We start from the raw sequence: 19,277 nt of genomic DNA on the forward strand, positions 1-19,277 counted from the left end.
ATGGTCCATCAGAAGCTGCTGCGGCCCGGCGCGGTTGTCCGGGCGGACTTCGCTTTGCACAGCCGGCAGGACAAGGTGCCGCGACAAGTGCACTAGACACTGCGCGGCGACAACAGGAGCGCCGCCTCGCCTCCCGTCGCTCCGGCGCGTCCGGAGGGCTGTCTCGCCGACCGTCGCTCCGGTGCGATCGGAGGCCTGTCTCGCGTGCCGTCGCTCCGGTGCGCCGGCCGCGCGCAAGGTCCCACCTCGACCGGGCCGACATCCACGGCGGTCTGCGCCGCGCGACACTAGTGTCGTAGGCATGACCGAAAACACCCTGCGCTCCGTGACCATCGAGCGGACCGGCGCCGGCCACTTCACCGCGACGAACCCGCGCGGTGGCGAGATCAGCTTCGGCACCAGTTCCGATCCCCACGGCGGCACCGACTTCACCCCGGTCGAGCTGTTGCTCGCCGCGATCGGGGGCTGCACCGCGGCCGATGTCGATGTCGCCACCGGCCGCCACGCGGAGCCCACCGGGTTCACCGTCACCGTGACCGGCGACAAGATCAGTGACGAGCTCGGCAACCGGATGACCAATCTCGCCGTCACCTTCTCCGTAGCTTTCCCGGACGGCGAACTCGGCGACCGCGCCCGCGCGATCCTCCCCAGGGCGGTCAAGACCTCCCACGACCGGCTCTGCACGGTCAGCCGCACGGTCGAGATCGGCACGCCCGTCACCGCGACGGTCGCGGACGCCTGACCCCACCGAACCCGACCGCGTAACCGCCGCGTTCCCGTTGCGCACGACGCGGCGGCCTCTGGCGACTTTGCCATCTCTTTGCAACCCGCTCCGCCGCTGCCTCGTCTCTCCGCTCGATCCGTAACCCAGCCCGCCGAGTCATCGGGTGGGCGGACCGACGAAAGAGAGCGATTCATGCGCCGAACTGTCCTCAGCGCCATGGCACTCGCGAGCACCGCCGTGCTGGCGAGCACGGTGCCCGCGTTCGCCGACGGGGCGAGCCCCACCCCCACGAGCCGCCCGACCGCCACCTCCGCACCCGCCCCGGCCACCACCGCCCCGACCCCGGCCCCGACCGCGACCTCCGCGCCGACCACCGCCGCCCCGGCTCCGAGCGCCGAACCGACGCGGGCGCCGGCCCCGAGCCAGGTCTCCGTCGTACCGAGCGGTGCGCCGAACACCGGTGTGGCGCCCGTGTCGAAGCAGTCCGGAGCCGGGGGCGGGCTGATCGGCGGGGGAGTGGCCGCGGTGTTCGCCGTGGGAGGCGCGGCGGTGTTCGTCGTACGGCGTCGGCGGGCGACCGGGGCATGACCCTGCCCTCCAGGCGGGCCTTCGCCACCGCGGCGATGGCCTCGTTGCTCGTGGGCTGCGGCGGCCACGGGGCCGGCCGGGCCACGCCCGTACGCCACGGGAGCGCGCCGCCACCTTCACAGTCCCCCGACAAGGCCGTGCACGCCCTCGGGCGTTCGGTGCCGGTCACGCTGCGGATCCCCGCCATCGGGGTCGACACCCCGGTCATACAGCTGGGGTTGGCCGCGGACGGCAGCGTGCAGGTGCCTCCGGTCGTGGCGCACGACCGGGCGGGCTGGTACCGGCATTCGCCGACGCCGGGTCGGCTCGGCCCGTCGGTGATCCTCGGCCATGTCACGGTCGGCGCTTACGGGGACGGGGTCTTCCGTCACCTCGCGCGGCTGCGCCGGGGCGACCGGATCGCGGTGCGCCTGGAGAACGGCACGACGGCGGAGTTCGCCGTCACCTCCGTACGGACGGTAGTCAAGGCGGAGTTCCCGGCGAACGCGGTCTACGGGGACGTGAACCGTCCCGAGCTGCGGCTCATCACGTGCGGCGGCCCCCGTACCGGTGACGGATATCTGGACAACGTGATCGTCTTCGCGGCGCTGAGCTCCGCGACTCCCTGACGCGCCCTCCCGGATCCCGGGCCGACGGAACGTACGCCGACGGCCCGGGCTCTTTCCCTACGAGTTCTCTTCGAGTCCCAACGAGTGCCCTCACGACCATGGAGAGCGTTGAAACGGTCCCGCGAGAAGGCAGCGTCCGAGCTGTTCGCCGCCCTCTACCCGCGTCTCGCCGGCTGGTGCCGCCGGCTGGTCGACGACGACGAGACGGCTCACGAGATCGCCTCGGAGGCGTTCACTCGGCTCTGGGCCCGCTGGACCTCCGTGGCGGAGCCCCGCGGCTTCCTCTACGTCACCGCGGCCAACCTCGTCCGGGACCACTGGCGCAAGCTCGAACGCGAACGCAGAGCCGTGCGCCGTGCCACCACCGAAGCCGCCGTCCGCCCGCAGACCGAACAGGCCGACCCGTCGGTACGCCTGCTCGTGCAGTCGCTGCCGGAACGACTGCGCGTCCCGATCCTGCTGCACTACTACGCTGACATGCCGATCCGGGAGGTGTCCGTGCTGACCGGGCGCAAGGAAGGAACCATCAAGGCCGACCTCCACGCGGCCCGCGAACTGCTCCGCGCCCACCTGAGGAGAAGCCTTGATCACACACTCTGACGACGGCCCGGACTTCGAACCGGACGACCCCCTCGCCGTGATCCTGCGGCCCTCCTCCGACTATCTCGGCCCACCGGCCGGCCGCTACGAGGCGATCCGCCGCGGTGCGGCCCGCCGCAGGCTGCTCCGCACCGCGGTCGGGGTCGGCCTGTCGTGCGCCGTCGCCGCCCTCGTCGCGCTGCCGTTCCGCCTGGCGGCGACCTCCGAGGCGCCCGCGTCCCCGACGGTCCCTCTCGCTCCGCCGCCCGCGAGCAGTCCCTCGGTCGCGCCCACTCCGTCGGCGTCGCCCGAGCCCGTCAGCCCCCATCCCAGCAGCAGCGCTCGGAGCGCCACCCCTCGTCCCACCGCGAGGACTCGTACCGAAAGCCCCGGCACCCCGACCAGCACGGCCGTGCCCACCCGAGCGCCGTCGGCGACAGCGACCCCTGTGCCGAAGTAGTTTTGAACATGTTCAAGTCGGGGCGTACGCTCCTGCCATGAGCGACAGAGCCGCCCTCCTCAAGGGCATTCGCGCATGGCTGGTCATCTTTGTCGTCTGCCTGGTGCTCAGTGGCGCCACGGCATTCCCCCTGGTGCACGAACTCCACTGGACCGAGGACCTGTTGCGGTCCCTGTCGGTGCCCGAGCATTTGCCGGCCCTGATGGACTGGATCGAGCACGTACGCCGCGGGCTCGACGCCACCGACGCCAAGTACCCCTTCGTGCTGTACGGAACGGACTGGCTGGCGTTCGCGCATCTCGTGATCGCGGTCGCCTTCTACGGGCCGTACCGCGATCCGGTCCGCAACATCTGGGTCGTCGAGTTCGGCATGATCGCCTGCGCCGGCATCGTCCCGCTCGCGCTGATCTGCGGGCCGATCCGCGGGATCCCCTTCTGGTGGACCGTCATCGACATGTCCTTCGGCGTCATCGGGGTGATCCCGCTGTACGTCGTACGGAAGAAGATCAAGCGGCTCGAGGCGCTCACCCCGAACCCCGGTCAGGCCGCCCCGGCTCTGGCTACTTGAGCGCCGCCAGCGCGATCCGCCGGGCCACCGGGTTCATCGACTCGCCCTTCGCGTCGGTCGAGTTGACCGAGTAGACGAGGGTGCGGGACAGGTCCCGGGTGGCCGCGACGACCGTGCTGTAGCCGTACCGGGCGCCCGACTTGAGCCAGTAGACCCTGCCCCCGTACTCGAAGCGCTGGAGTCCCGCGCTCATGTCGGCGCCCTCGATGCCCGAGGGAACCGTGAACATCTCCTCCAGCTGCGGCTCGGGGACCAGATCGCCACGGAAGAGGTGGGTGATCAGCCGTTCCAGATCCGCCGTCGTGGAGATCATGTCGCCCGCCGCCCAGCGGTCCGCCTGGTTCCAGTCGGTGACGTCGACGAACTCGGTCGAACCGTCGGCCTGTTTCACCGCCTGGTAGCCGTGATGGTGCGGTCCGTGGATGCGCGGGTCGGTGCCGGGGAAGTACGAGTGGCGCATCCCGGCGGGCCGGAGGATCCGACGGGTCGCTTCCCGCGCGTACGTGCACCCGGTCACCTTCTCGATCAGCATGCCGAGGATCGTGTAGTTGATGTTCAAGTAGTCCTGCCGCTCGCCCGGGCAGAATTCCGGGCCCTTCGCCACAGCCGAGGCGACGACCTCCTTCGGCGTGAGGGTGTCGAAGCGGTGCGCGTACGCGTCCTCGAAGGAGTCGCCGAAGCCGTCGCCCGCCTGGATCCCGCTGGTGTGGTTCAGCAACTGCCGTACGGTGATGGGCTTGAAGGCGGTCGACAGCAGTCCGGGCAGGTAGTGCTGCACGGGGGTGCCCAGGTCGACCTTGCCCTCCGCCGCGAGCTGGAGCACGACCGCCGCCGTGACGACCTTCGTGGTGGAACCGGCGCGGAAGAGCGCGTTCGGGTCGGCCTCCCGTCCGCTCGCCAGATCGTGCACGCCCGCGCTGCCGCGCCAGCGTCCGTCGGTGCCCCCGACCCGAACGAGCGCGGCGGTCGCGTCCGCGTCCGGAAGTCCGGCGAGCGCGGCGCGCAGGGCCTCGGCATCGGGTCCGGCCGTCCGCGCGGCGACCGTGCCCGGGGAGGCGAGCGCGGGTGCGCTCAAGGGGCCGGCGGCGAGGCCGAGGACGAGGGTGGCGGCGAGGGCAACTGCGGGGCGACGTACGGCCATTGAGCGCTCCTGTGATCGGTGCGGCGGTCGAAGATGATGTTCATCCTCCGGCCGTACGCGGTCCCCGGGGATCGTCACTGAGGAGGGGGACGTCCCCCGCATCGGCGCAAGGGTCGCCCCTAGGGGGACTGGAAAGGGTCCTTGCGGGGGGCGTAGGTCCCGCCCCGCCCGCCTTCGCAAAAAACTGTTATCGCGGAGCGTCCTCCTCCGTCTCCCAAGGTGAAACGTCGTGGACACGGCCCCGTACGCCGCGGTCATGGCCGAGAAGGTACGTTCCGAAGGCGAAGAGACCAGGGGAAGGACGGACGTGGACGGGCGGGAGTGGCGCTCCACCATCGCGGCCGCGCAGGCCGGTGACCGGCGCGCGCTCGACGAGCTGGTCGCGGGCTGGCTGCCCCTCGTCTACAACATCGTGGGACGCGCGCTGAACGGCCACGCGGACGTCGACGACGTCGTGCAGGAGACCATGCTGCGCGCCGTCGACAACCTCGGCGCGCTGCGCGATCCGGACAGTTTCCGGTCTTGGCTGGTGGCCATCGCGATGCGCCAGATACGGGACCGGGCGCGCCGCCGGACCTCCGAGACACTCGACGACAGCGCGGGCGACCAGGCCGCCGACTTCGCCGAACTGACCGTACTGCGGCTCCAGCTGGAGGGGCAGCGGCGCGAGGTCGCGGAGGCGGTGCGCTGGCTCGACGACGAGGACCGCCAGCTGCTGTCACTGTGGTGGCTGGAGGTCGCGGGCGAACTCACCCGGCGAGACCTGGCGGCGGCCGTGGGCATCAGCCGGCAGCACGCCGCCGTCCGCGTCCAGCGCATGAAGGAGCGCCTGGAGACCGCGCGCGGCATCGTCCGGGCGCTCGACTCGTCCTGCCCCGACCTGCCCGAGGTGACCGCCCGCTGGGACGGACGGCCCGACTCGGTGTGGCGCAAGCGGCTGGCCCGGCACGTCCGGGGCTGCGCGTACTGCTCGGGTGCGCGCGAGGCCGTCGTGCCGGCCGAACGGCTCCTCGTCGGGATCGCGCTCGTGCCGGTGCCGGTCGGCTTCACGCTCTCGCTGGCCATGGGCGGCAAGACGGCGGCGGCCGCGACCGGCGTCGGATGGTCCGCCAAGGTGATCAGCGCGCTCACCAAGCCCGCCGTGGCGGTGACGGCCGGCGCCACGTTCGTGGCCGGCGGCGCATACGTCGTGACGCAGACCCCGGACAAACCGCCCCCGCGGGCCGCCGTCGCGCCCACGGCGGCGAGTACCGCCCGCCCTCCGTCGCGCACCCCGTCCGCCACGCAGTCCGCCTCGCCCTCACCGTCGCCGACGAAGACCGACGGGTACGGCACGGTCGTCGATGCCGTCGACCGGGCTCCGGATCCGGACGCGCGGCCCGGCGCCCTGCCGCACCGGCCCGAGACCGGGATCACCAGCACCGGCGGCGCGAAGGCCGTGATGCAACACCGCGGGGACGGCGTGACCCTGAGCGGCAAGGGATACGTCCTGGTGCGCTGGCAGATCTCGCCGAAGTCCCGGCCCGGGGCGCTGGTCATGCCGGCCTGGACCGGCCTCCAGGGGAAGCTCTTCCACGTGGCGTCCGGCGGTGGCCGCCGAATGGACGACGCCCTCGAGGGAAGCCCTGACGGCTACGCCACGGGCATGGGCGGGCCGGACATCGGATACGCCGTACTGCCGCCCGGCACCCAGCAGATGTGGCAGAACGAGTACTTCTACCTCGACGGCACCGTCACCCTCACCGTGAACGAACGGGGCGCCGACTACGGTCTGATCGTCTTTCCGTCGAGCTGGGACGAGGCGAACAAGGATGTCACGACCGGCCCGGCCCAGGGCGCGATCCGCTACGGCCTGGTCCGCGACAACGGCCAGGACACGGCCCCGGTACCGCAGTACCTGACCCGCTCCACCCCCACCGACCCGGCGACGGTCGCTCAGCGCTCGCGCGTGTAGCGCTCCTGCGCGGCCATGACCTCGTCGCCGTGCTCGAACGCCCAGGCACCGAAGGCGCCGATGGGGTCGAGCAACGACCGCCCGAGCGCGGTGAGTTCGTACTCGACCCGAGGCGGCGAACCGCCGTACGCCCGCCGCAGGACGAGCCCGTTGAACTCCAGCCGCCGCAGCGTCTCGGTCAGCACCTTCTGGCTGATGCCGCCGATGAGCTCGCGCAGCTCGCCGTGGCGCACCGGGCCGTGCCGCAGGGCCCACAGCACAACGGAGTTCCAGGTGTTGGCGAGCAGATCGAAGGCGAGCCGGGCCCGGCAGTCGGCGAGGAAGTCTTCGGTCGTCACGTACCGAATGGTGCCCGAGCGGATTCCTACTGTCGTGCTGGATTCGGCGACGGAAGGGATACGAGGCTGATGAGGATCGGGATTCTCGGTACGGGCGGCATGGCGGACGCACTCGGCACGCGGTGGGCGCGCGCGGGTCACGAAGTGTGCGTGGGCGGGCGGGACTTGGAACGCGCGGCCGGGCTCGCCCGACGGCTCGGCGGACGCGGTGGCGATCTGCGGGCGGCGGCCGAGTTCGGAGTGGACGCGGTGCTTCTCGCGCTGCCGTACGCGGCCGCTGCCGAGGTCGTCGCGGGGCTCCGGGGCACCCTGCGCGACCGGGTGCTGATCGACTGCGTCAATCCGGTGGGCCCGGGTTTCGTCCTGGAGACGGCGGGGGGTCCGTCCGCGGCCGAACGGCTCGCGGCCGCCGCCCCCGACGCGCACGTGGTCAAGGCCTTCAACCTCTGCCACGAGGACGTCTGGCGGATGACCCCACCGGTCTTCGGCGGCCGCCCGCTCGCGGTTCCGCTGTGCGGCGACGACGAGGACGCGCTCGACGTCGTACGACGACTCGTGCGCGACCTGGGCTGCGAGCCCCTCAACGCGGGGCAGATGGCCCGGGCGGGCCTGCTAGAGGCCACGGCGGCGCTGCTGATCGGTCTGTGGGTGGGCGAGGGGGCGGATGCCCAGGCGATCGCCCCGCCGAGGGAGTTCGCGGGCGCGCGCTGACGCCCGGCGCTGCCGGGCCCCTCCACGGAGCGCTGCCGGGGCCGGCACATGATCCTGCCGTCCAGGTGACGCGAGTACGCCGTACCGGCGCCCGAGTCAGCCCTTGCGCAGGGCGCAGAGCGCGTCGATGCGATTCGTCGTGATCGAGTCGACGCCCATGTCCAGGAGGCGCCGCATGGAGCGGCGGGTGTCCGGAGTCCACACGGACAGCAGGTAGCCGTCGCGGTGGACGCGGGCGGCGAGCTCCCGGTCGACCAGCCCGAAGCGGTAGTTGAGCCACCGCGGCCGTACGGCCGCGAGCAGCGCCGGCCGCGGTGGCGCGACGCTCGTCCAGGTCAGCGCGATCTCCGCGGCGGGGTCGGCGGCGCGCACCGCCAGCATGGCCGGGGCGCCCGCGCAGTAGTACACCCGCTCTTCCGCCCCGCACTCTCGGATGACGTCGATGATCCGGCGTACCGCCCTGCTGTCGGGTTCGCCCGGCAGGTCGACCATGATCCGGCTGTCCTCGGTCTCCTTGAGGGCCTCGACCAGTGTGGGCACGCCGCCGGCCGTGAGCCCGCGCACCTCGTCCGAGGAGAGCGAGCGCAGCGGCCGGTCCTGCTCCCACAGGCGCTTCAGCGTCTCGTCGTGCAGCAGCACGGGCACGCCGTCACGGGTCAGTCGTACGTCGATCTCGACCGCGTCCGCGCCCAGTTGGAGCGCGGAACGCAGCGAGTCGATCGTGTTCTCGCGGACACGGTAGGGGGCGCCGCGATGGGCGACGGCGGTCACGGTGCGCATGCCGCCCATTGTGGTGGTGCGACGCGTCAGGGCGCGAGCCACGTCGAGGCGTACGTGTCGATCTCCTCGGCGAGCTTGGTCTTGCCGGCCTCGTCGAGGAACGACGCCTCGACCGCGTTCTTGGCGAGCGCGGCGAGGCCCAGCTCGTCGAGATCGAGGAGACGGGCGGCGACCGCGTACTCGCTGTTCAGGTCGGTGCCGAACATCGGCGGGTCGTCGGAGTTGATCGTGACGGGCACCCCGGCCTGTACGAACTCCTTGATCGGGTGCTCGTCGAGGGTGCGGACCGCGCGGGTGGCGATGTTGGAGGTGGGGCAGACCTCCAGGGCGATCCGGTGCTCGGCGAGGTGGGCGAGGAGCTTCGGGTCCTGCGCGGAACTGGTGCCGTGCCCGATGCGCTCGGCCCGCAGGTCGTTCAGCGCGTCCCAGACCGTCTGCGGCCCCGTCGTCTCACCGGCGTGCGGCACCGACCGCAGTCCGGCCGCGATCGCCCGGTCGAAGTACGGCTTGAACTGCGGGCGCGGTACGCCGATTTCGGGGCCGCCGAGCCCGAAGGAGACCAGCCCCTCCGGCCGCAGCCGGTCCTCGGTGGCGAGCCGTGCGGTCTCCTCGGCAGCCTCGAGCCCCGCCTCTCCCGGAATGTCGAAGCACCACCGCAGTACGACACCGAGCTCGGCCTCGGCCGCCTTGCGGGCGTCCTCGATCGCCTCCATGAAGGCGAGTTCGTCGATGCCGCGGCGGGTGGAGGACCACGGGGTGATGGTCAGCTCGGCGTAACGGACCTGCTGGCGGGCCATGTCGCGCGCGACCTCGTACGTCAGCAGCCGTACGTCCTCCGGGGTGCGGATGAGGTCGACCACGGACAGATACACCTGGATGAAGTGGGCGAAGTCCGTGAACGTGAAGTAGTCCGCGAGGGCCTCGGGGTCGGTCGGAACCTTGGAGTCGGGGTGCCGTGCGGCGAGGGCGGACACGATCCGCGGGGAGGCGGAGCCGACGTGGTGCACGTGCAGTTCGGCCTTGGGCAGTCCGGCGATGAACGCGTGCAGATCGCGGGCATCATCGAGTGCGCTGCGGTGGTCGGTCAAGGTTCCTCCCCGGAACGGCGTCCCCGGACCGTGGTCGGCGGGACGCGGGTGATCGGCTGATCGGTGATTCAGGGATCATCGTAGGCGGCGGCCCGCGCGGCTCGGGCCCGGGCCGTAGCATGACGGAACGTACGACAGACGAGGGGGCCCCGGGCATGTCCGACGACGCCCAGACGCCGGAAGCGCCACGAGACGCTGCCGCGTGGGCTCCACCGGGCCAGGGGGGTACGACCCCTCCGAGCTACGCGGCGCCTGCGGAGCGCGGCGGCACGCCGGATACGGATCCGACCGACGCGGCGCCTGCGGAGCGCGGCCGCGCTCCGGGTACGGGATCGACCGCGCCGGAGCCTGCGGAGGGCCGTGCGCCGGGTCCGGAACCGGAGGATGTGGTGCCTGGGGACGGCCGGGCTCCGGGTTCCGAGCCCAAGGATGCGGTGCGTGCGGACGGCCGTATGCCGGGCGCCGAGCCGGAAGACGGGATGCCTGCGGACGGCCGTGCGCAGGGTGCTGAGCCCGATGACGCTGCTCGCGTGCGGGGTGTCGAACCCGAGGACGCTGTTGGTGCCGAGGGTGCCGAGGGTGCCCAGGGTGGCGAGCCGGGGCGCGCTTTTCGTGCGCAGGGCCAGGGGCCGGCCGCACAGGCCCGGGGCATCGCGCCCGCAGCGGGGTATGCCCCGGACACCGGCCCCGATCAGGCCGCCCCCGCTCCCAAGGTCCCCCTGGACAAGCCCACCGCCGACCCCCGCCCCGAGCCGAACCCCTGGGCTCCGCCCATGGAAACCGCTCCGTACGGCGGGAGCGCCGCGCCTCTGCCTCCCCCGGTGTACGACCAGCCGCCCTTCACCTCCCTCCCCTGGGCGGGCGCCCCCGACCCCCAGTCGTGGGAGAACCCCTTCGCACCCCCGAGCGACCTCCCGCCCACCGCCGGTCCTACGCCCCCGAGCATCTCCGGAAACCCCTTCGCAGCCCCCGCGGCCCGTACCCTCTACCCGCAGGCCGCCCCTGGAGAACCCGTCCCCCCGCCACCCATCGCGCCCGACGGCCCCGGCCGACTGCCCTACGGATACGGCTACCCGCAGTACGCCCCCGCCCCGCCGCACGCTGCCCACCAAGGCGTCCCCGGCTACGGCTGGCCCCCGGTGCTGCCGCTCGCGCCGAGCAACGGCATGGGCACCGCCGGCCTTGTGCTCGGCATTATCGCGGCGGTCGTGTTCTGTCTCTGGCCGCTCGCCATCGTGCTGGGCATCCTCGGTGTGATCTTCGGCGTGATCGGCCGCCGCAAGGTGCGCCGGGGCGAGGCGACCAACCCGGGGCAGGCGCTGGCCGGAATCATCTGCGGAGCGGTCGGTATCGCCCTGGGGGTCGCGATGCTCGTCTTCCTCATCGTGGTCCCGGACGACAGCGGCAGCGGCGACTCGGGTGGCGACGACGGCTTCTCCACGTCCCTCGTCATGGAGCAGCCGTAACCCCGTAGGCGAGCGGCGCGGCCCACGAGTCGCTCAGCGGCCTCGGGGAAGTGCAGCACGCCCCCACGCCGCCCGGCACGCCCTCTCGCCGCACCGGGCGAAGACCCAAGTACCTCCCAGTACGAGGGCCTTCGCCCGGCACGCCGATAACACGCACCGAACGACGCGGGAACGCACCACACCTCCGCCGAGGACGCTCAGGCCAGCCGCTCCCGCGCCTCCATCAGCGCGAACCCCAACAGATTCGGCCCCCGCCACCGCTCGGGATCCGAGGCCCGCTCGTCGTCCGCGGCGAGCCCGATGCCCCACACGCGGTCCAGGGGGCTGGCCTCGACCAGCACCCTCCCCCAGCCTTCGGCCGGGGGGACCCCCATCTCGCTTTGCGCACCCGTGCCCAGCAGAAACTCCCGCAGGTCGGCGTGCGCGGCGAACTTGTGGACGCTGCCCTCGGCCACGATCCCGAACCGCTCGCGCTCCCATATGCCCTCGTCGAAGCCGCGCACCAGCCGCCCCGCCTTCTTGGCGAGCGCGGGGCTCGAAGCCGCCAGGACCCGCCGCTCGGCCTCCTCGTCGCCGAAGAGCCGTGCCTTCGACGCCATCATCCAGTGCTCCGCCGTCGCGTACTCGACACCGTCGACCACGAAGGGTGACGGCCACCACTGGCTGAGACAGCTCGCGCTCACCCGGCCGTCCGGTCGCGGGCGGTGCCCCCAGAAGTGCAGGTACTTGACCCTCGCCCCCATGTGGACCGCGCTGACCAGCGCTTCCCAAGAATCGATCTTCCCCATGCATGCCACTTTGGCACGCACCACTGACATTCCGTCCCGCCTTTTCCAGCGGGACTCGACACCTGGTCGACAGATTTCGTCGCGTAACCAAAAGGCAACAACGGAATCACTTGTTGGAGTCCCTTTGCTCTGCCAGGATCGGCACTCAAATCGAGCTGGAGCTACGCCGACCCCCGCGGCAGCGGGGAGAACGGCGGAGGAGAGCGACATGCACAATCCGGGCCATCGCTTCCAGGCGCAGGACCGCTTGGCGGACGGCGCGCAGTACATCGCGGGCCGATTCACCAAGGGCACCTCCGGCCGCACGCACGCGGTCGTGAACCCCGCCACCGGCGAAGAGGTGTACACGTACGAGCTGGCGAGCACCGTCGACGTCGACGCGGCCGTCGCCGCCGCCCGCGAGGCGTTTCCCGGCTGGTCGAGTGCCACCCCGGGCGAGCGCTCCGACGCGCTGCACCGCTTCGCCGCCGTGCTCGCCGAGCGTGCCGAGGAGTTCGCCCAGGCCGAGTCGCTCCAGTGCGGAAAGCCCCTCAAGCTGACGCGCGAGTTCGACGTTCCGGGCACCATCGACAACACCGCCTTCTTCGCGGGCGCGGCCCGGCACCTGCAGGGCCAGTCCGCGGGTGAGTACTCCGGTGACCACACCTCGTACGTACGCCGTGAACCCATCGGCGTCGTCGGCTCGATCGCGCCCTGGAACTATCCCCTCCAGATGGCCGCCTGGAAGATCCTCCCGGCCATCGCCGCCGGCAACACGATCGTCCTGAAGCCCGCCGAGCTGACTCCGCTCACCTCGCTGCTGTTCGCCGAGGCGGCCACCGAGGCGGGGATCCCCGACGGTGTCATCAACATCGTCACCGGCCTAGGCAAGGAAGCCGGTGAGCACCTCGTCGGCCACCCCGACGTGGCCATGACCTCCTTCACCGGGTCCACCGCCGTCGGCAAGCGTGTCGCCGAGATCGCCACCTCGACCGTCAAGCGGCTCCACCTGGAGCTGGGCGGCAAGGCCCCCTTCGTCGTCTTCGACGACGCGGACCTGGACGCCGCCGTGAACGGCGCGGTGGCCGGCTCGCTCATCAACACCGGGCAGGACTGCACGGCCGCCACGCGCGCGTACGTGCAAAGGCCGCTCTACGAGGAGTTCGTGGCGAAGACCGCCGCCCTGATGGCGAGTGTCCGCGTGGGCGACCCGTTCGCGCCGGGAACCGACCTCGGCCCGCTGATCTCGCACGCCCAGCGCGACCGCGTCGCCGGATTCGTCGACCGGGCGCGCGACTACGCGCGCGTGGTCACCGGCGGAGCCGCCCCACAGGGCGAACTCAAGAGCGGCGCGTTCTACGCGCCCACGCTCGTCGCCGACGCCGCCCAGGACAGCGAGATCGTGCAGGCCGAGATCTTCGGCCCGGTGCTCGTCGTGCTGCCCTTCGACAGCGACGACGAGGGCATCGCACTCGCCAACGACACCCCGTACGGACTCGCGGCCTCCGCCTGGAGCCGCGACGTCTACCGCGCGGGCCGCGCGACCCGCGAAATCAAGGCGGGCTGCGTCTGGGTCAACGATCACATCCCGATCATCAGCGAGATGCCGCACGGCGGTTACAAGGCGTCAGGCTTCGGCAAGGACATGTCCGCCTACTCCTTCGAGGAGTACACGCAGATCAAGCACGTCATGTTCGACAACACCGCGGTGGCCAGGAAGGACTGGCACCGCACGATCTTCGGGGACCGTCCCTAGCCGACCGTCGGCTGGGGCCCAGTGCCAGACCAGGCCGCGACCACGGCCGCGATCCTCCCGAAAGGGCACCACGAGCATGGAGCAGTACGAGCCCGAGCGCCTGACCCCGGCCCAAGTGGCCGCCATACGGCGCAGTTTCAGGAACGGCAGGGCCTCCCTCAGCCGTCGTTCGCTGCTGCGCGCCTCGGCGGGCGGCGCGCTCGCCGTCGGCGGTCTCGGGGCGCTGAGCGCCTGCGGGATCCCCGCGGCAGGCAAGACCCAGGGAGGCGTCTCCGCCGAGGACCACTCGGCCAAGGAGAAGACGATCAACTTCTCCAACTGGACCGAGTACATGGACGTCGACGACAGCGAGAAGCACCACCCCACGCTCGACGCGTTCACCAAACGGACCGGCATCAAGGTCAAGTACACCGAGGACATCAACGACAACGTCGAGTTCTTCGGCAAGATCAAGCCGCAGCTCGCGGCGGGCCAGGACACCGGGCGCGACATCATCGTCGTCACCGACTGGCTGGCCGCGCGGCTGATCCGCTTCGGCTGGGTGCAGAAGCTCAACGCATCCAACCTGCCGCACGCGTTCGCGAACCTGTCGACGCAGTTCCGCAACCCCGACTGGGACCCGGGCCGCGCCTACTCGTACCCCTGGCAGGGCATTTCGACCGTCATCGCCTACAACAAGAAGGCGCTCGACGGCGTGGAGGTCAAGTCCATCTCCGACATGCTCGACAACCCCAAGCTCAAGGGGCGCGTCGGCTTCCTCTCGGAGATGCGCGACAGCATCGGCATGACGCTGCTCGACATGGGCAAGGACCCGGCGAAGTTCACCGACGACGACTTCGACGCGACGATCGCCCGGCTCCAGAAAGCCGTCGACAAGGGCCAGATCCGCCGCTTCACGGGCAACGACTACACGTCCGACCTCACCAAGGGCGACCTCGCGGCCTGTGTCGCCTGGGCCGGTGACGTGGTCCAGCTCAAGGCGGACAGCCCGGACGTCGACTTCATCATCCCGGACAGCGGTTATCTGACGTCCACGGACAACATGCTGATCCCCAACAAGGCACGTCACAAGACGAACGCCGAGCGGCTCATGGACTACTACTACGAGCCCGAGTCGGCCGCGGAACTCGCCGCCTACATCAACTACGTCTGCCCGGTCGACGGGGTGAAGGACGCGCTTGCCAAGATCGACAAGTCGGCTGCGGACAACCCGCTGATCATTCCCGACAAGGCCATGCAGGCCAAGTCCCACGCCTTCCGCTCGCTGACGCAGAAGGAAGAGACGGCCTACGAAGAGAAGTTCGCGAAGCTCACAGGGGCGTGACCACGATGACCAACGACAGCAGCGGCGACGTCCGCCTCTCCGGGATCAGCAAGACGTACGGAGCCTTCACCGCCGTACACCCGCTCGACCTGACCGTGCCCCAGGGGTCGTTCTTCGCCCTCCTCGGGGCGTCGGGCTGCGGCAAGACGACCACTCTGCGGATGATCGCGGGCCTGGAGGAACCTTCCTCCGGCACCGTCTTCCTCGGCGACCAGGAGGTGACGAACCTGCCGCCCTACAAGCGGCCGGTGAACACCGTCTTCCAGTCGTACGCCCTCTTCCCGCACCTCGACATCTTCGAGAACGTCGCCTTCGGTCTGCGCCGGCGCGGCATCAAGTCGGTGAAGAAGCAGGTCGAGGAGATGCTCGACCTCGTACAGCTCGGCGAGCAGGCCCGCAAGAAGCCGCACCAGCTCTCCGGCGGTCAGCAGCAGCGCGTCGCCGTGGCCCGCGCGCTGATCAACCACCCCAAGGTGCTGCTCCTCGACGAGCCCCTCGGCGCCCTCGACCTCAAGCTGCGCCGCCAGATGCAGCTGGAGCTCAAGCGCATCCAGACCGAGGTCGGCATCACCTTCATCCACGTCACGCACGACCAGGAGGAGGCCATGACCATGGCCGACACGGTCGCCGTGATGAACGCGGGACGCGTCGAGCAGCTCGGCTCGCCCGCCGACCTCTACGAGAACCCGAACACCACCTTCGTCGCCAACTTCCTCGGCACCTCGAACCTCATCGAGGCCGCGGTCGACTCCAAGAGCGGCGACGACATCGTCCTCCAGGCGGGCGGCAGCAAGCTCGTGCTGCCCCAGGCGCGATGCTCGGCGCCCACGGCGACCGGCGGCAAGGTCCTGGTCGGCATACGCCCCGAGAAGATCTCGCTCACGCACGCCGACGACGCGGGCGAGATCCCGGAGGGCCGCAACCGGATCACCGGCAAGATCGCCGACTCCAGCTTCATCGGCGTCTCCACGCAGTACGTGATCGACAGCGCCGTCTGCCCCGAGTTCGAGGTCTACTCGCAGAACATCGACCGCGACGCCCGGCTCACCCCCGGCGCCGATGTCGTCCTGCACTGGAGCCCTGCGCACACCTTCGGCCTGGACGCAGCCCAGGACATCGACGCCGGCGTCGAGACGGTGGAGCCAGAAGAGGGGGTGGCCGCCTGATGGCCGCCATCACCGAGGCGCCACCGCTCGCGCCGCAGCCTGCCGAGAAGCCGCCCCGCAAGCGCGGCCGCCTCGTCCCGTACTGGCTGCTCCTGCCCGGCATCCTCTGGCTGGTCGTCTTCTTCGCGCTGCCGATGATCTACCAGGCCTCCACGTCCGTGCAGACGGGCTCCCTGGAGGAGGGCTTCAAGGTCACCTGGCACTTCCAGACGTACTGGGACGCGCTCGCCGACTACTGGCCGCAGTTCCTGCGCTCGGTGCTCTACGCTGGCGCCGCGACGATCCTGTGCCTCGTGCTCGGCTACCCGCTCGCGTATCTGATCGCCTTCCGCGCGGGCCGCTGGCGCAACCTGATCATGATCCTGGTGATCGCGCCGTTCTTCACCAGCTTCCTGATCCGTACGCTCGCCTGGAAGACGATCCTCGCGGACGGCGGCCCGGTCGTCGGTGCCCTGAACTCGCTGCACGTCCTGGACGTCACCAACTGGCTGGGCTTCACGGCCGGCGACCGCGTCCTGGCCACGCCTCTCGCGGTGGTCTGCGGACTCACGTACAACTTCCTGCCGTTCATGATCCTGCCGCTCTACAGCTCGCTGGAGCGGATCGACGGGCGGCTGCACGAGGCGGCGGGCGACCTGTACGCGACGCCCTTCACGACCTTCCGCAAGGTCACCTTCCCGCTGTCGATGCCCGGTGTCGTCTCCGGCACGCTGCTCACCTTCATCCCGGCCAGCGGTGACTACGTGAACGCCGATCTGCTCGGCTCCACGGACACCCGGATGGTCGGCAACGTCATCCAGACCCAATTCCTGCGGATTCTCGACTATCCGACGGCCGCGGCTCTCTCGTTCATTCTCATGGCCGCGATCCTCATCATGGTCACGCTCTACATCCGTAAGTCCGGGACGGAGGATCTGGTTTAAATGGCCTTCGTACGCTGGCTCAAGCGCCATCTCGTCGTCATCGCGGGACTTCTGACGCTCGCATATCTGCTGCTGCCCAATGTCGTCGTCACGGTGTTCTCCTTCAACAAGCCGAAGGGGCGCTTCAACTACGAATGGCAGCAGTTCTCGACCGACGCCTGGCGCGACCCGTGCGGGGTCGCCGACATGTGCGGGTCGCTCTCCCTCAGCCTGCAGATCGCCGTCTGGGCGACCGTCGGGGCCACCGTCCTCGGCACGATGATCGCCTTCGCGCTGGTCCGCTACCGCTTCCGGGCGCGCGGCGCGGTGAACTCGCTGATCTTCCTGCCGATGGCGATGCCCGAGGTCGTGATGGCCGCCTCGCTGCTCACCCTCTTCCTCAACATGGGTGCTCAGCTGGGATTCTGGACGATCCTGATCGCCCACATCATGTTCTGCCTCAGCTTCGTCGTCACCGCCGTCAAGGCGCGTGTCATGTCGATGGACCCACGCCTGGAGCAGGCCGCGCAGGACCTGTACGCCGGTCCCGCGCAGACCTTCCTCCGGGTCACCCTGCCCATCGCGGCCCCCGGAATCGCCGCGGGCGCGCTGCTCGCCTTCGCGCTCTCCTTCGACGATTTCATCATCACCAATTTCAACGCGGGATCGACCGTCACCTTCCCCATGTTCGTCTGGGGCTCGGCACAGCGCGGAACACCCGTTCAGATCAATGTCATCGGTACGGCCATGTTCCTTGTCGCCGTACTGTTCGTCCTGGCCGGAATGGTCATCGGCAATCGCCGGAACAGGCAAAAGGCATAACGCTCGCCACCGTTGTAGGGAGTTGAAATCATGGCCCCAAGCGCCATGACACGTGGGAATCACTGGACGAAGTCTCTTTCCGACGCCCAGCCGGTCTCGTACTGGCTGGACGACCCCGGCAAGCCCCACCCCGAGCCCGCGCTCACCGGCGCCGAGACCTGCGACCTGCTGGTCGTCGGCGGCGGCTACAGCGGACTGTGGACCGCGCTGATCGCCAAGGAGCGCGACCCGGGGCGCGACGTGGTCCTCGTCGAAGGCCGTGAGGTGGGCTGGGCCGCCTCCGGCCGCAACGGCGGCTTCTGCGCCGCCTCCCTCACCCACGGTCTGGCCAACGGGCTCACCCGCTGGCCGGACGAGATCAAGAAGCTGGAGGAGCTGGGCGCCCGCAACCTCGACGAGATCGAGGCGGCCGTCGCCCGCTACTCCCTCGACTGCGACTTCGAGCGCAGCGGCGAGATCGACGTGGCCACCGAGCCGCACCAGGCGACCGAACTGCGCGAATGGCACGAGGAGCTGGAGCGCGAGGGCCTCGCGGACGGCGTCGAGTTCCTGGACACCGAAGCGGTACGGGAACAAGTCGACTCACCGACATTCCTCGCCGGGCTGCACGACCGCAGGGGCGTTGCCATGCTGCACCCCGCCAAGCTCGCCTGGGGCCTGAAGCGGGCCTGTCTGGAGCTCGGGGTGCGGGTCTACGAGCACACGCCCGCGGTCCAGTTGAAGCCGTACGGCGCCGGCATGGCCGTACGCACTCCGTACGGCTCGATCCGGGCCCGCCGGGTCGCGCTCGGCACCAACGTCTTCCCGAACCTGATCAAACGGGTCCGCTCGTACACCGTGCCGGTCTACGACTACGCGCTCATGACCGAGCCGCTCACCGCCGACCAGCTGGCGTCCATCGGCTGGAAGAACCGCCAGGGCCTCGGGGATTCGGCGAACCAGTTCCACTACTTCCGGCTCTCCGCGGACAACCGCATCCTGTGGGGCGGTTACGACGCGATCTACCCGTACGGCGGCCGGGTGCGCGCCGAGTACGACGACCGCCCGGAGACCTACGCCAAGCTTGCCGAGCACTTCTTCAGCTGCTTCCCGCAGTTGGAGGGGCTCCGCTTCACACATGCCTGGGGCGGCGCGATCGACACCTGCTCGCGGTTCTCGGCCTTCTTCGGCACGGCCCACCAGGGCAAGGTCGCGTACGCGGCGGGCTACACGGGCCTCGGTGTGGGCGCCACCCGGTTCGGCGCGGACGTGATGCTCGACCTGCTGGCGGGGGAGCGTACGGAGCGCACCGAGCTGGACATGGTCCGCAAGAAGCCGCTGCCGTTCCCGCCCGAGCCCTTCGCCTGGACCGGCATCGCGCTCACCAAGTGGTCGCTGGCGCGGGCGGACTCGCACGGCGGTCGGCGCAATCTGTGGCTGAAGACGATGGACAAGCTGGGGCTCGGCTTCGACAGTTAGCCCTTGGTGCTTCGGCGGTCGGGCCTGGTGGGGGCGCGTTGAAGCGTTCGTGATCAAGCGGCGCGCGCCTCGCCCCG

General features: G+C 70.5%; 20 protein-coding genes. 15 read left to right on the plus strand and 5 right to left on the minus strand.

Annotated features, from left to right (window positions below; all coding sequences use genetic code 11):
• Positions 1 to 301: 301 nt before the first annotated feature.
• From ACZ4RZ_RS22120 to ACZ4RZ_RS22145, 6 genes are all read left to right on the plus strand, one after another.
• Complete coding sequence (locus ACZ4RZ_RS22120; protein WP_467746848.1) at positions 302 to 742, plus strand: OsmC family protein; 441 nt, start codon at positions 302 to 304, stop codon at positions 740 to 742.
• Between the two features lie 174 nt (positions 743 to 916).
• The gene (locus ACZ4RZ_RS22125; protein ID WP_467746850.1) at positions 917 to 1,312 is read left to right on the plus strand and encodes a sortase-dependent protein; all 396 of its coding nucleotides are present in this window, start codon (positions 917 to 919) and stop codon (positions 1,310 to 1,312) included.
• Complete coding sequence (locus tag ACZ4RZ_RS22130) at positions 1,309 to 1,920, plus strand: class F sortase (RefSeq protein WP_467746852.1); 612 nt, start codon at positions 1,309 to 1,311, stop codon at positions 1,918 to 1,920. The genes ACZ4RZ_RS22125 and ACZ4RZ_RS22130 overlap by 4 nt, the downstream gene beginning before the upstream one ends.
• A 108-nt stretch (positions 1,921 to 2,028) precedes the next feature.
• The gene (locus ACZ4RZ_RS22135; protein WP_467746853.1) at positions 2,029 to 2,520 is read left to right on the plus strand and encodes an RNA polymerase sigma factor; all 492 of its coding nucleotides are present in this window, start codon (positions 2,029 to 2,031) and stop codon (positions 2,518 to 2,520) included.
• Complete coding sequence (locus ACZ4RZ_RS22140) at positions 2,504 to 2,959, plus strand: hypothetical protein (RefSeq protein WP_467746855.1); 456 nt, start codon at positions 2,504 to 2,506, stop codon at positions 2,957 to 2,959. Before ACZ4RZ_RS22135 ends, ACZ4RZ_RS22140 begins: the two co-directional genes overlap by 17 nt.
• A 37-nt stretch (positions 2,960 to 2,996) precedes the next feature.
• On the plus strand, positions 2,997 to 3,527 hold the full coding sequence (locus tag ACZ4RZ_RS22145) for a hypothetical protein (RefSeq protein ID WP_467746856.1): 531 nt from the start codon (positions 2,997 to 2,999) through the stop codon (positions 3,525 to 3,527).
• Here ACZ4RZ_RS22145 and ACZ4RZ_RS22150 read toward each other — a convergent pair.
• Positions 3,520 to 4,668, minus strand: a complete 1,149-nt coding sequence (locus ACZ4RZ_RS22150; RefSeq protein ID WP_467746857.1) for a serine hydrolase domain-containing protein — start codon at positions 4,666 to 4,668, stop codon at positions 3,520 to 3,522. The two genes, ACZ4RZ_RS22145 and ACZ4RZ_RS22150, sit on opposite strands and share 8 nt — an antisense overlap.
• A 256-nt stretch (positions 4,669 to 4,924) precedes the next feature.
• Between ACZ4RZ_RS22150 and ACZ4RZ_RS22155 the strand changes: the two genes are divergently transcribed.
• Complete coding sequence (locus ACZ4RZ_RS22155) at positions 4,925 to 6,622, plus strand: sigma-70 family RNA polymerase sigma factor (protein ID WP_467746977.1); 1,698 nt, start codon at positions 4,925 to 4,927, stop codon at positions 6,620 to 6,622.
• Here ACZ4RZ_RS22155 and ACZ4RZ_RS22160 read toward each other — a convergent pair.
• Positions 6,604 to 6,960 carry a winged helix-turn-helix transcriptional regulator gene (locus ACZ4RZ_RS22160; protein WP_467746859.1) on the minus strand — a complete coding sequence of 119 codons (357 nt, stop codon included), beginning with the start codon at positions 6,958 to 6,960 and terminating at the stop codon, positions 6,604 to 6,606. The two genes, ACZ4RZ_RS22155 and ACZ4RZ_RS22160, sit on opposite strands and share 19 nt — an antisense overlap.
• 69 nt (positions 6,961 to 7,029) lie before the next feature.
• Between ACZ4RZ_RS22160 and ACZ4RZ_RS22165 the strand changes: the two genes are divergently transcribed.
• Positions 7,030 to 7,671 (plus strand): NADPH-dependent F420 reductase, encoded by a 642-nt coding sequence (locus ACZ4RZ_RS22165; protein ID WP_467746861.1) that lies wholly within the window; start codon positions 7,030 to 7,032, stop codon positions 7,669 to 7,671.
• 96 nt (positions 7,672 to 7,767) lie between these two features.
• On the opposite strand, the gene ACZ4RZ_RS22170 is transcribed toward ACZ4RZ_RS22165, so the two are convergent.
• Positions 7,768 to 8,451, minus strand: a complete 684-nt coding sequence (locus ACZ4RZ_RS22170; RefSeq protein WP_467746862.1) for a glycerophosphodiester phosphodiesterase — start codon at positions 8,449 to 8,451, stop codon at positions 7,768 to 7,770.
• Between the two features lie 26 nt (positions 8,452 to 8,477).
• Positions 8,478 to 9,539 (minus strand): adenosine deaminase, encoded by a 1,062-nt coding sequence (locus ACZ4RZ_RS22175; protein WP_467746863.1) that lies wholly within the window; start codon positions 9,537 to 9,539, stop codon positions 8,478 to 8,480.
• 530 nt (positions 9,540 to 10,069) lie between these two features.
• Here ACZ4RZ_RS22175 and ACZ4RZ_RS22180 point away from each other — a divergent pair.
• Positions 10,070 to 11,005, plus strand: a complete 936-nt coding sequence (locus tag ACZ4RZ_RS22180) for a DUF4190 domain-containing protein (RefSeq protein WP_467746865.1) — start codon at positions 10,070 to 10,072, stop codon at positions 11,003 to 11,005.
• Positions 11,006 to 11,202: 197 nt separating this feature from the next.
• Here ACZ4RZ_RS22180 and ACZ4RZ_RS22185 read toward each other — a convergent pair whose 3' ends face one another.
• Positions 11,203 to 11,823 (minus strand): NADAR family protein, encoded by a 621-nt coding sequence (locus tag ACZ4RZ_RS22185; protein WP_467746867.1) that lies wholly within the window; start codon positions 11,821 to 11,823, stop codon positions 11,203 to 11,205.
• 178 nt (positions 11,824 to 12,001) lie between these two features.
• Between ACZ4RZ_RS22185 and ACZ4RZ_RS22190 the strand changes: the two genes are divergently transcribed.
• The 6 genes from ACZ4RZ_RS22190 to ACZ4RZ_RS22215 all read left to right on the plus strand — a co-directional run bounded on the left by ACZ4RZ_RS22190 (position 12,002) and on the right by ACZ4RZ_RS22215 (position 19,200).
• Positions 12,002 to 13,528, plus strand: coding sequence for a gamma-aminobutyraldehyde dehydrogenase (locus ACZ4RZ_RS22190; protein WP_467746868.1), 1,527 nt, complete (start codon positions 12,002 to 12,004; stop codon positions 13,526 to 13,528).
• 76 nt (positions 13,529 to 13,604) lie between these two features.
• Positions 13,605 to 14,852: a polyamine ABC transporter substrate-binding protein gene (locus tag ACZ4RZ_RS22195; protein ID WP_467746870.1), complete on the plus strand. Its 1,248-nt coding sequence runs from the start codon at positions 13,605 to 13,607 to the stop codon at positions 14,850 to 14,852.
• Entirely contained in the window at positions 14,849 to 16,018 is a 1,170-nt protein-coding gene (locus ACZ4RZ_RS22200) for an ABC transporter ATP-binding protein (RefSeq protein ID WP_467746872.1), read from the plus strand. The genes ACZ4RZ_RS22195 and ACZ4RZ_RS22200 overlap by 4 nt, the downstream gene beginning before the upstream one ends.
• Complete coding sequence (locus tag ACZ4RZ_RS22205) at positions 16,018 to 16,941, plus strand: ABC transporter permease (protein ID WP_467746874.1); 924 nt, start codon at positions 16,018 to 16,020, stop codon at positions 16,939 to 16,941. Before ACZ4RZ_RS22200 ends, ACZ4RZ_RS22205 begins: the two co-directional genes overlap by 1 nt.
• The gene (locus ACZ4RZ_RS22210; RefSeq protein WP_467746876.1) at positions 16,942 to 17,742 is read left to right on the plus strand and encodes an ABC transporter permease; all 801 of its coding nucleotides are present in this window, start codon (positions 16,942 to 16,944) and stop codon (positions 17,740 to 17,742) included.
• Between the two features lie 30 nt (positions 17,743 to 17,772).
• Entirely contained in the window at positions 17,773 to 19,200 is a 1,428-nt protein-coding gene (locus ACZ4RZ_RS22215; protein WP_467746877.1) for an NAD(P)/FAD-dependent oxidoreductase, read from the plus strand.
• The last annotated feature ends 77 nt before the right edge of the window (positions 19,201 to 19,277 follow it).

The organism is Streptomyces sp. NPDC027189, assembly GCF_055566975.1.

Coding starts and splice junctions, on each gene's coding strand:
- ACZ4RZ_RS22120 (WP_467746848.1), top strand. CDS start 302: ATGACCGAAAACACCCTGCGCTCCGTGACCATCGAGCGGACCGGCGCC.
- ACZ4RZ_RS22125 (WP_467746850.1), top strand. CDS start 917: ATGCGCCGAACTGTCCTCAGCGCCATGGCACTCGCGAGCACCGCCGTG.
- ACZ4RZ_RS22130 (WP_467746852.1), top strand. CDS start 1,309: ATGACCCTGCCCTCCAGGCGGGCCTTCGCCACCGCGGCGATGGCCTCG.
- ACZ4RZ_RS22145 (WP_467746856.1), top strand. CDS start 2,997: ATGAGCGACAGAGCCGCCCTCCTCAAGGGCATTCGCGCATGGCTGGTC.
- ACZ4RZ_RS22150 (WP_467746857.1), bottom strand. CDS start 4,668: ATGGCCGTACGTCGCCCCGCAGTTGCCCTCGCCGCCACCCTCGTCCTC.
- ACZ4RZ_RS22155 (WP_467746977.1), top strand. CDS start 4,925: ATGGCCGAGAAGGTACGTTCCGAAGGCGAAGAGACCAGGGGAAGGACG.
- ACZ4RZ_RS22165 (WP_467746861.1), top strand. CDS start 7,030: ATGAGGATCGGGATTCTCGGTACGGGCGGCATGGCGGACGCACTCGGC.
- ACZ4RZ_RS22170 (WP_467746862.1), bottom strand. CDS start 8,451: ATGCGCACCGTGACCGCCGTCGCCCATCGCGGCGCCCCCTACCGTGTC.
- ACZ4RZ_RS22185 (WP_467746867.1), bottom strand. CDS start 11,823: ATGTCAGTGGTGCGTGCCAAAGTGGCATGCATGGGGAAGATCGATTCT.
- ACZ4RZ_RS22190 (WP_467746868.1), top strand. CDS start 12,002: ATGCACAATCCGGGCCATCGCTTCCAGGCGCAGGACCGCTTGGCGGAC.
- ACZ4RZ_RS22195 (WP_467746870.1), top strand. CDS start 13,605: ATGGAGCAGTACGAGCCCGAGCGCCTGACCCCGGCCCAAGTGGCCGCC.
- ACZ4RZ_RS22205 (WP_467746874.1), top strand. CDS start 16,018: ATGGCCGCCATCACCGAGGCGCCACCGCTCGCGCCGCAGCCTGCCGAG.
- ACZ4RZ_RS22210 (WP_467746876.1), top strand. CDS start 16,942: ATGGCCTTCGTACGCTGGCTCAAGCGCCATCTCGTCGTCATCGCGGGA.
- ACZ4RZ_RS22215 (WP_467746877.1), top strand. CDS start 17,773: ATGGCCCCAAGCGCCATGACACGTGGGAATCACTGGACGAAGTCTCTT.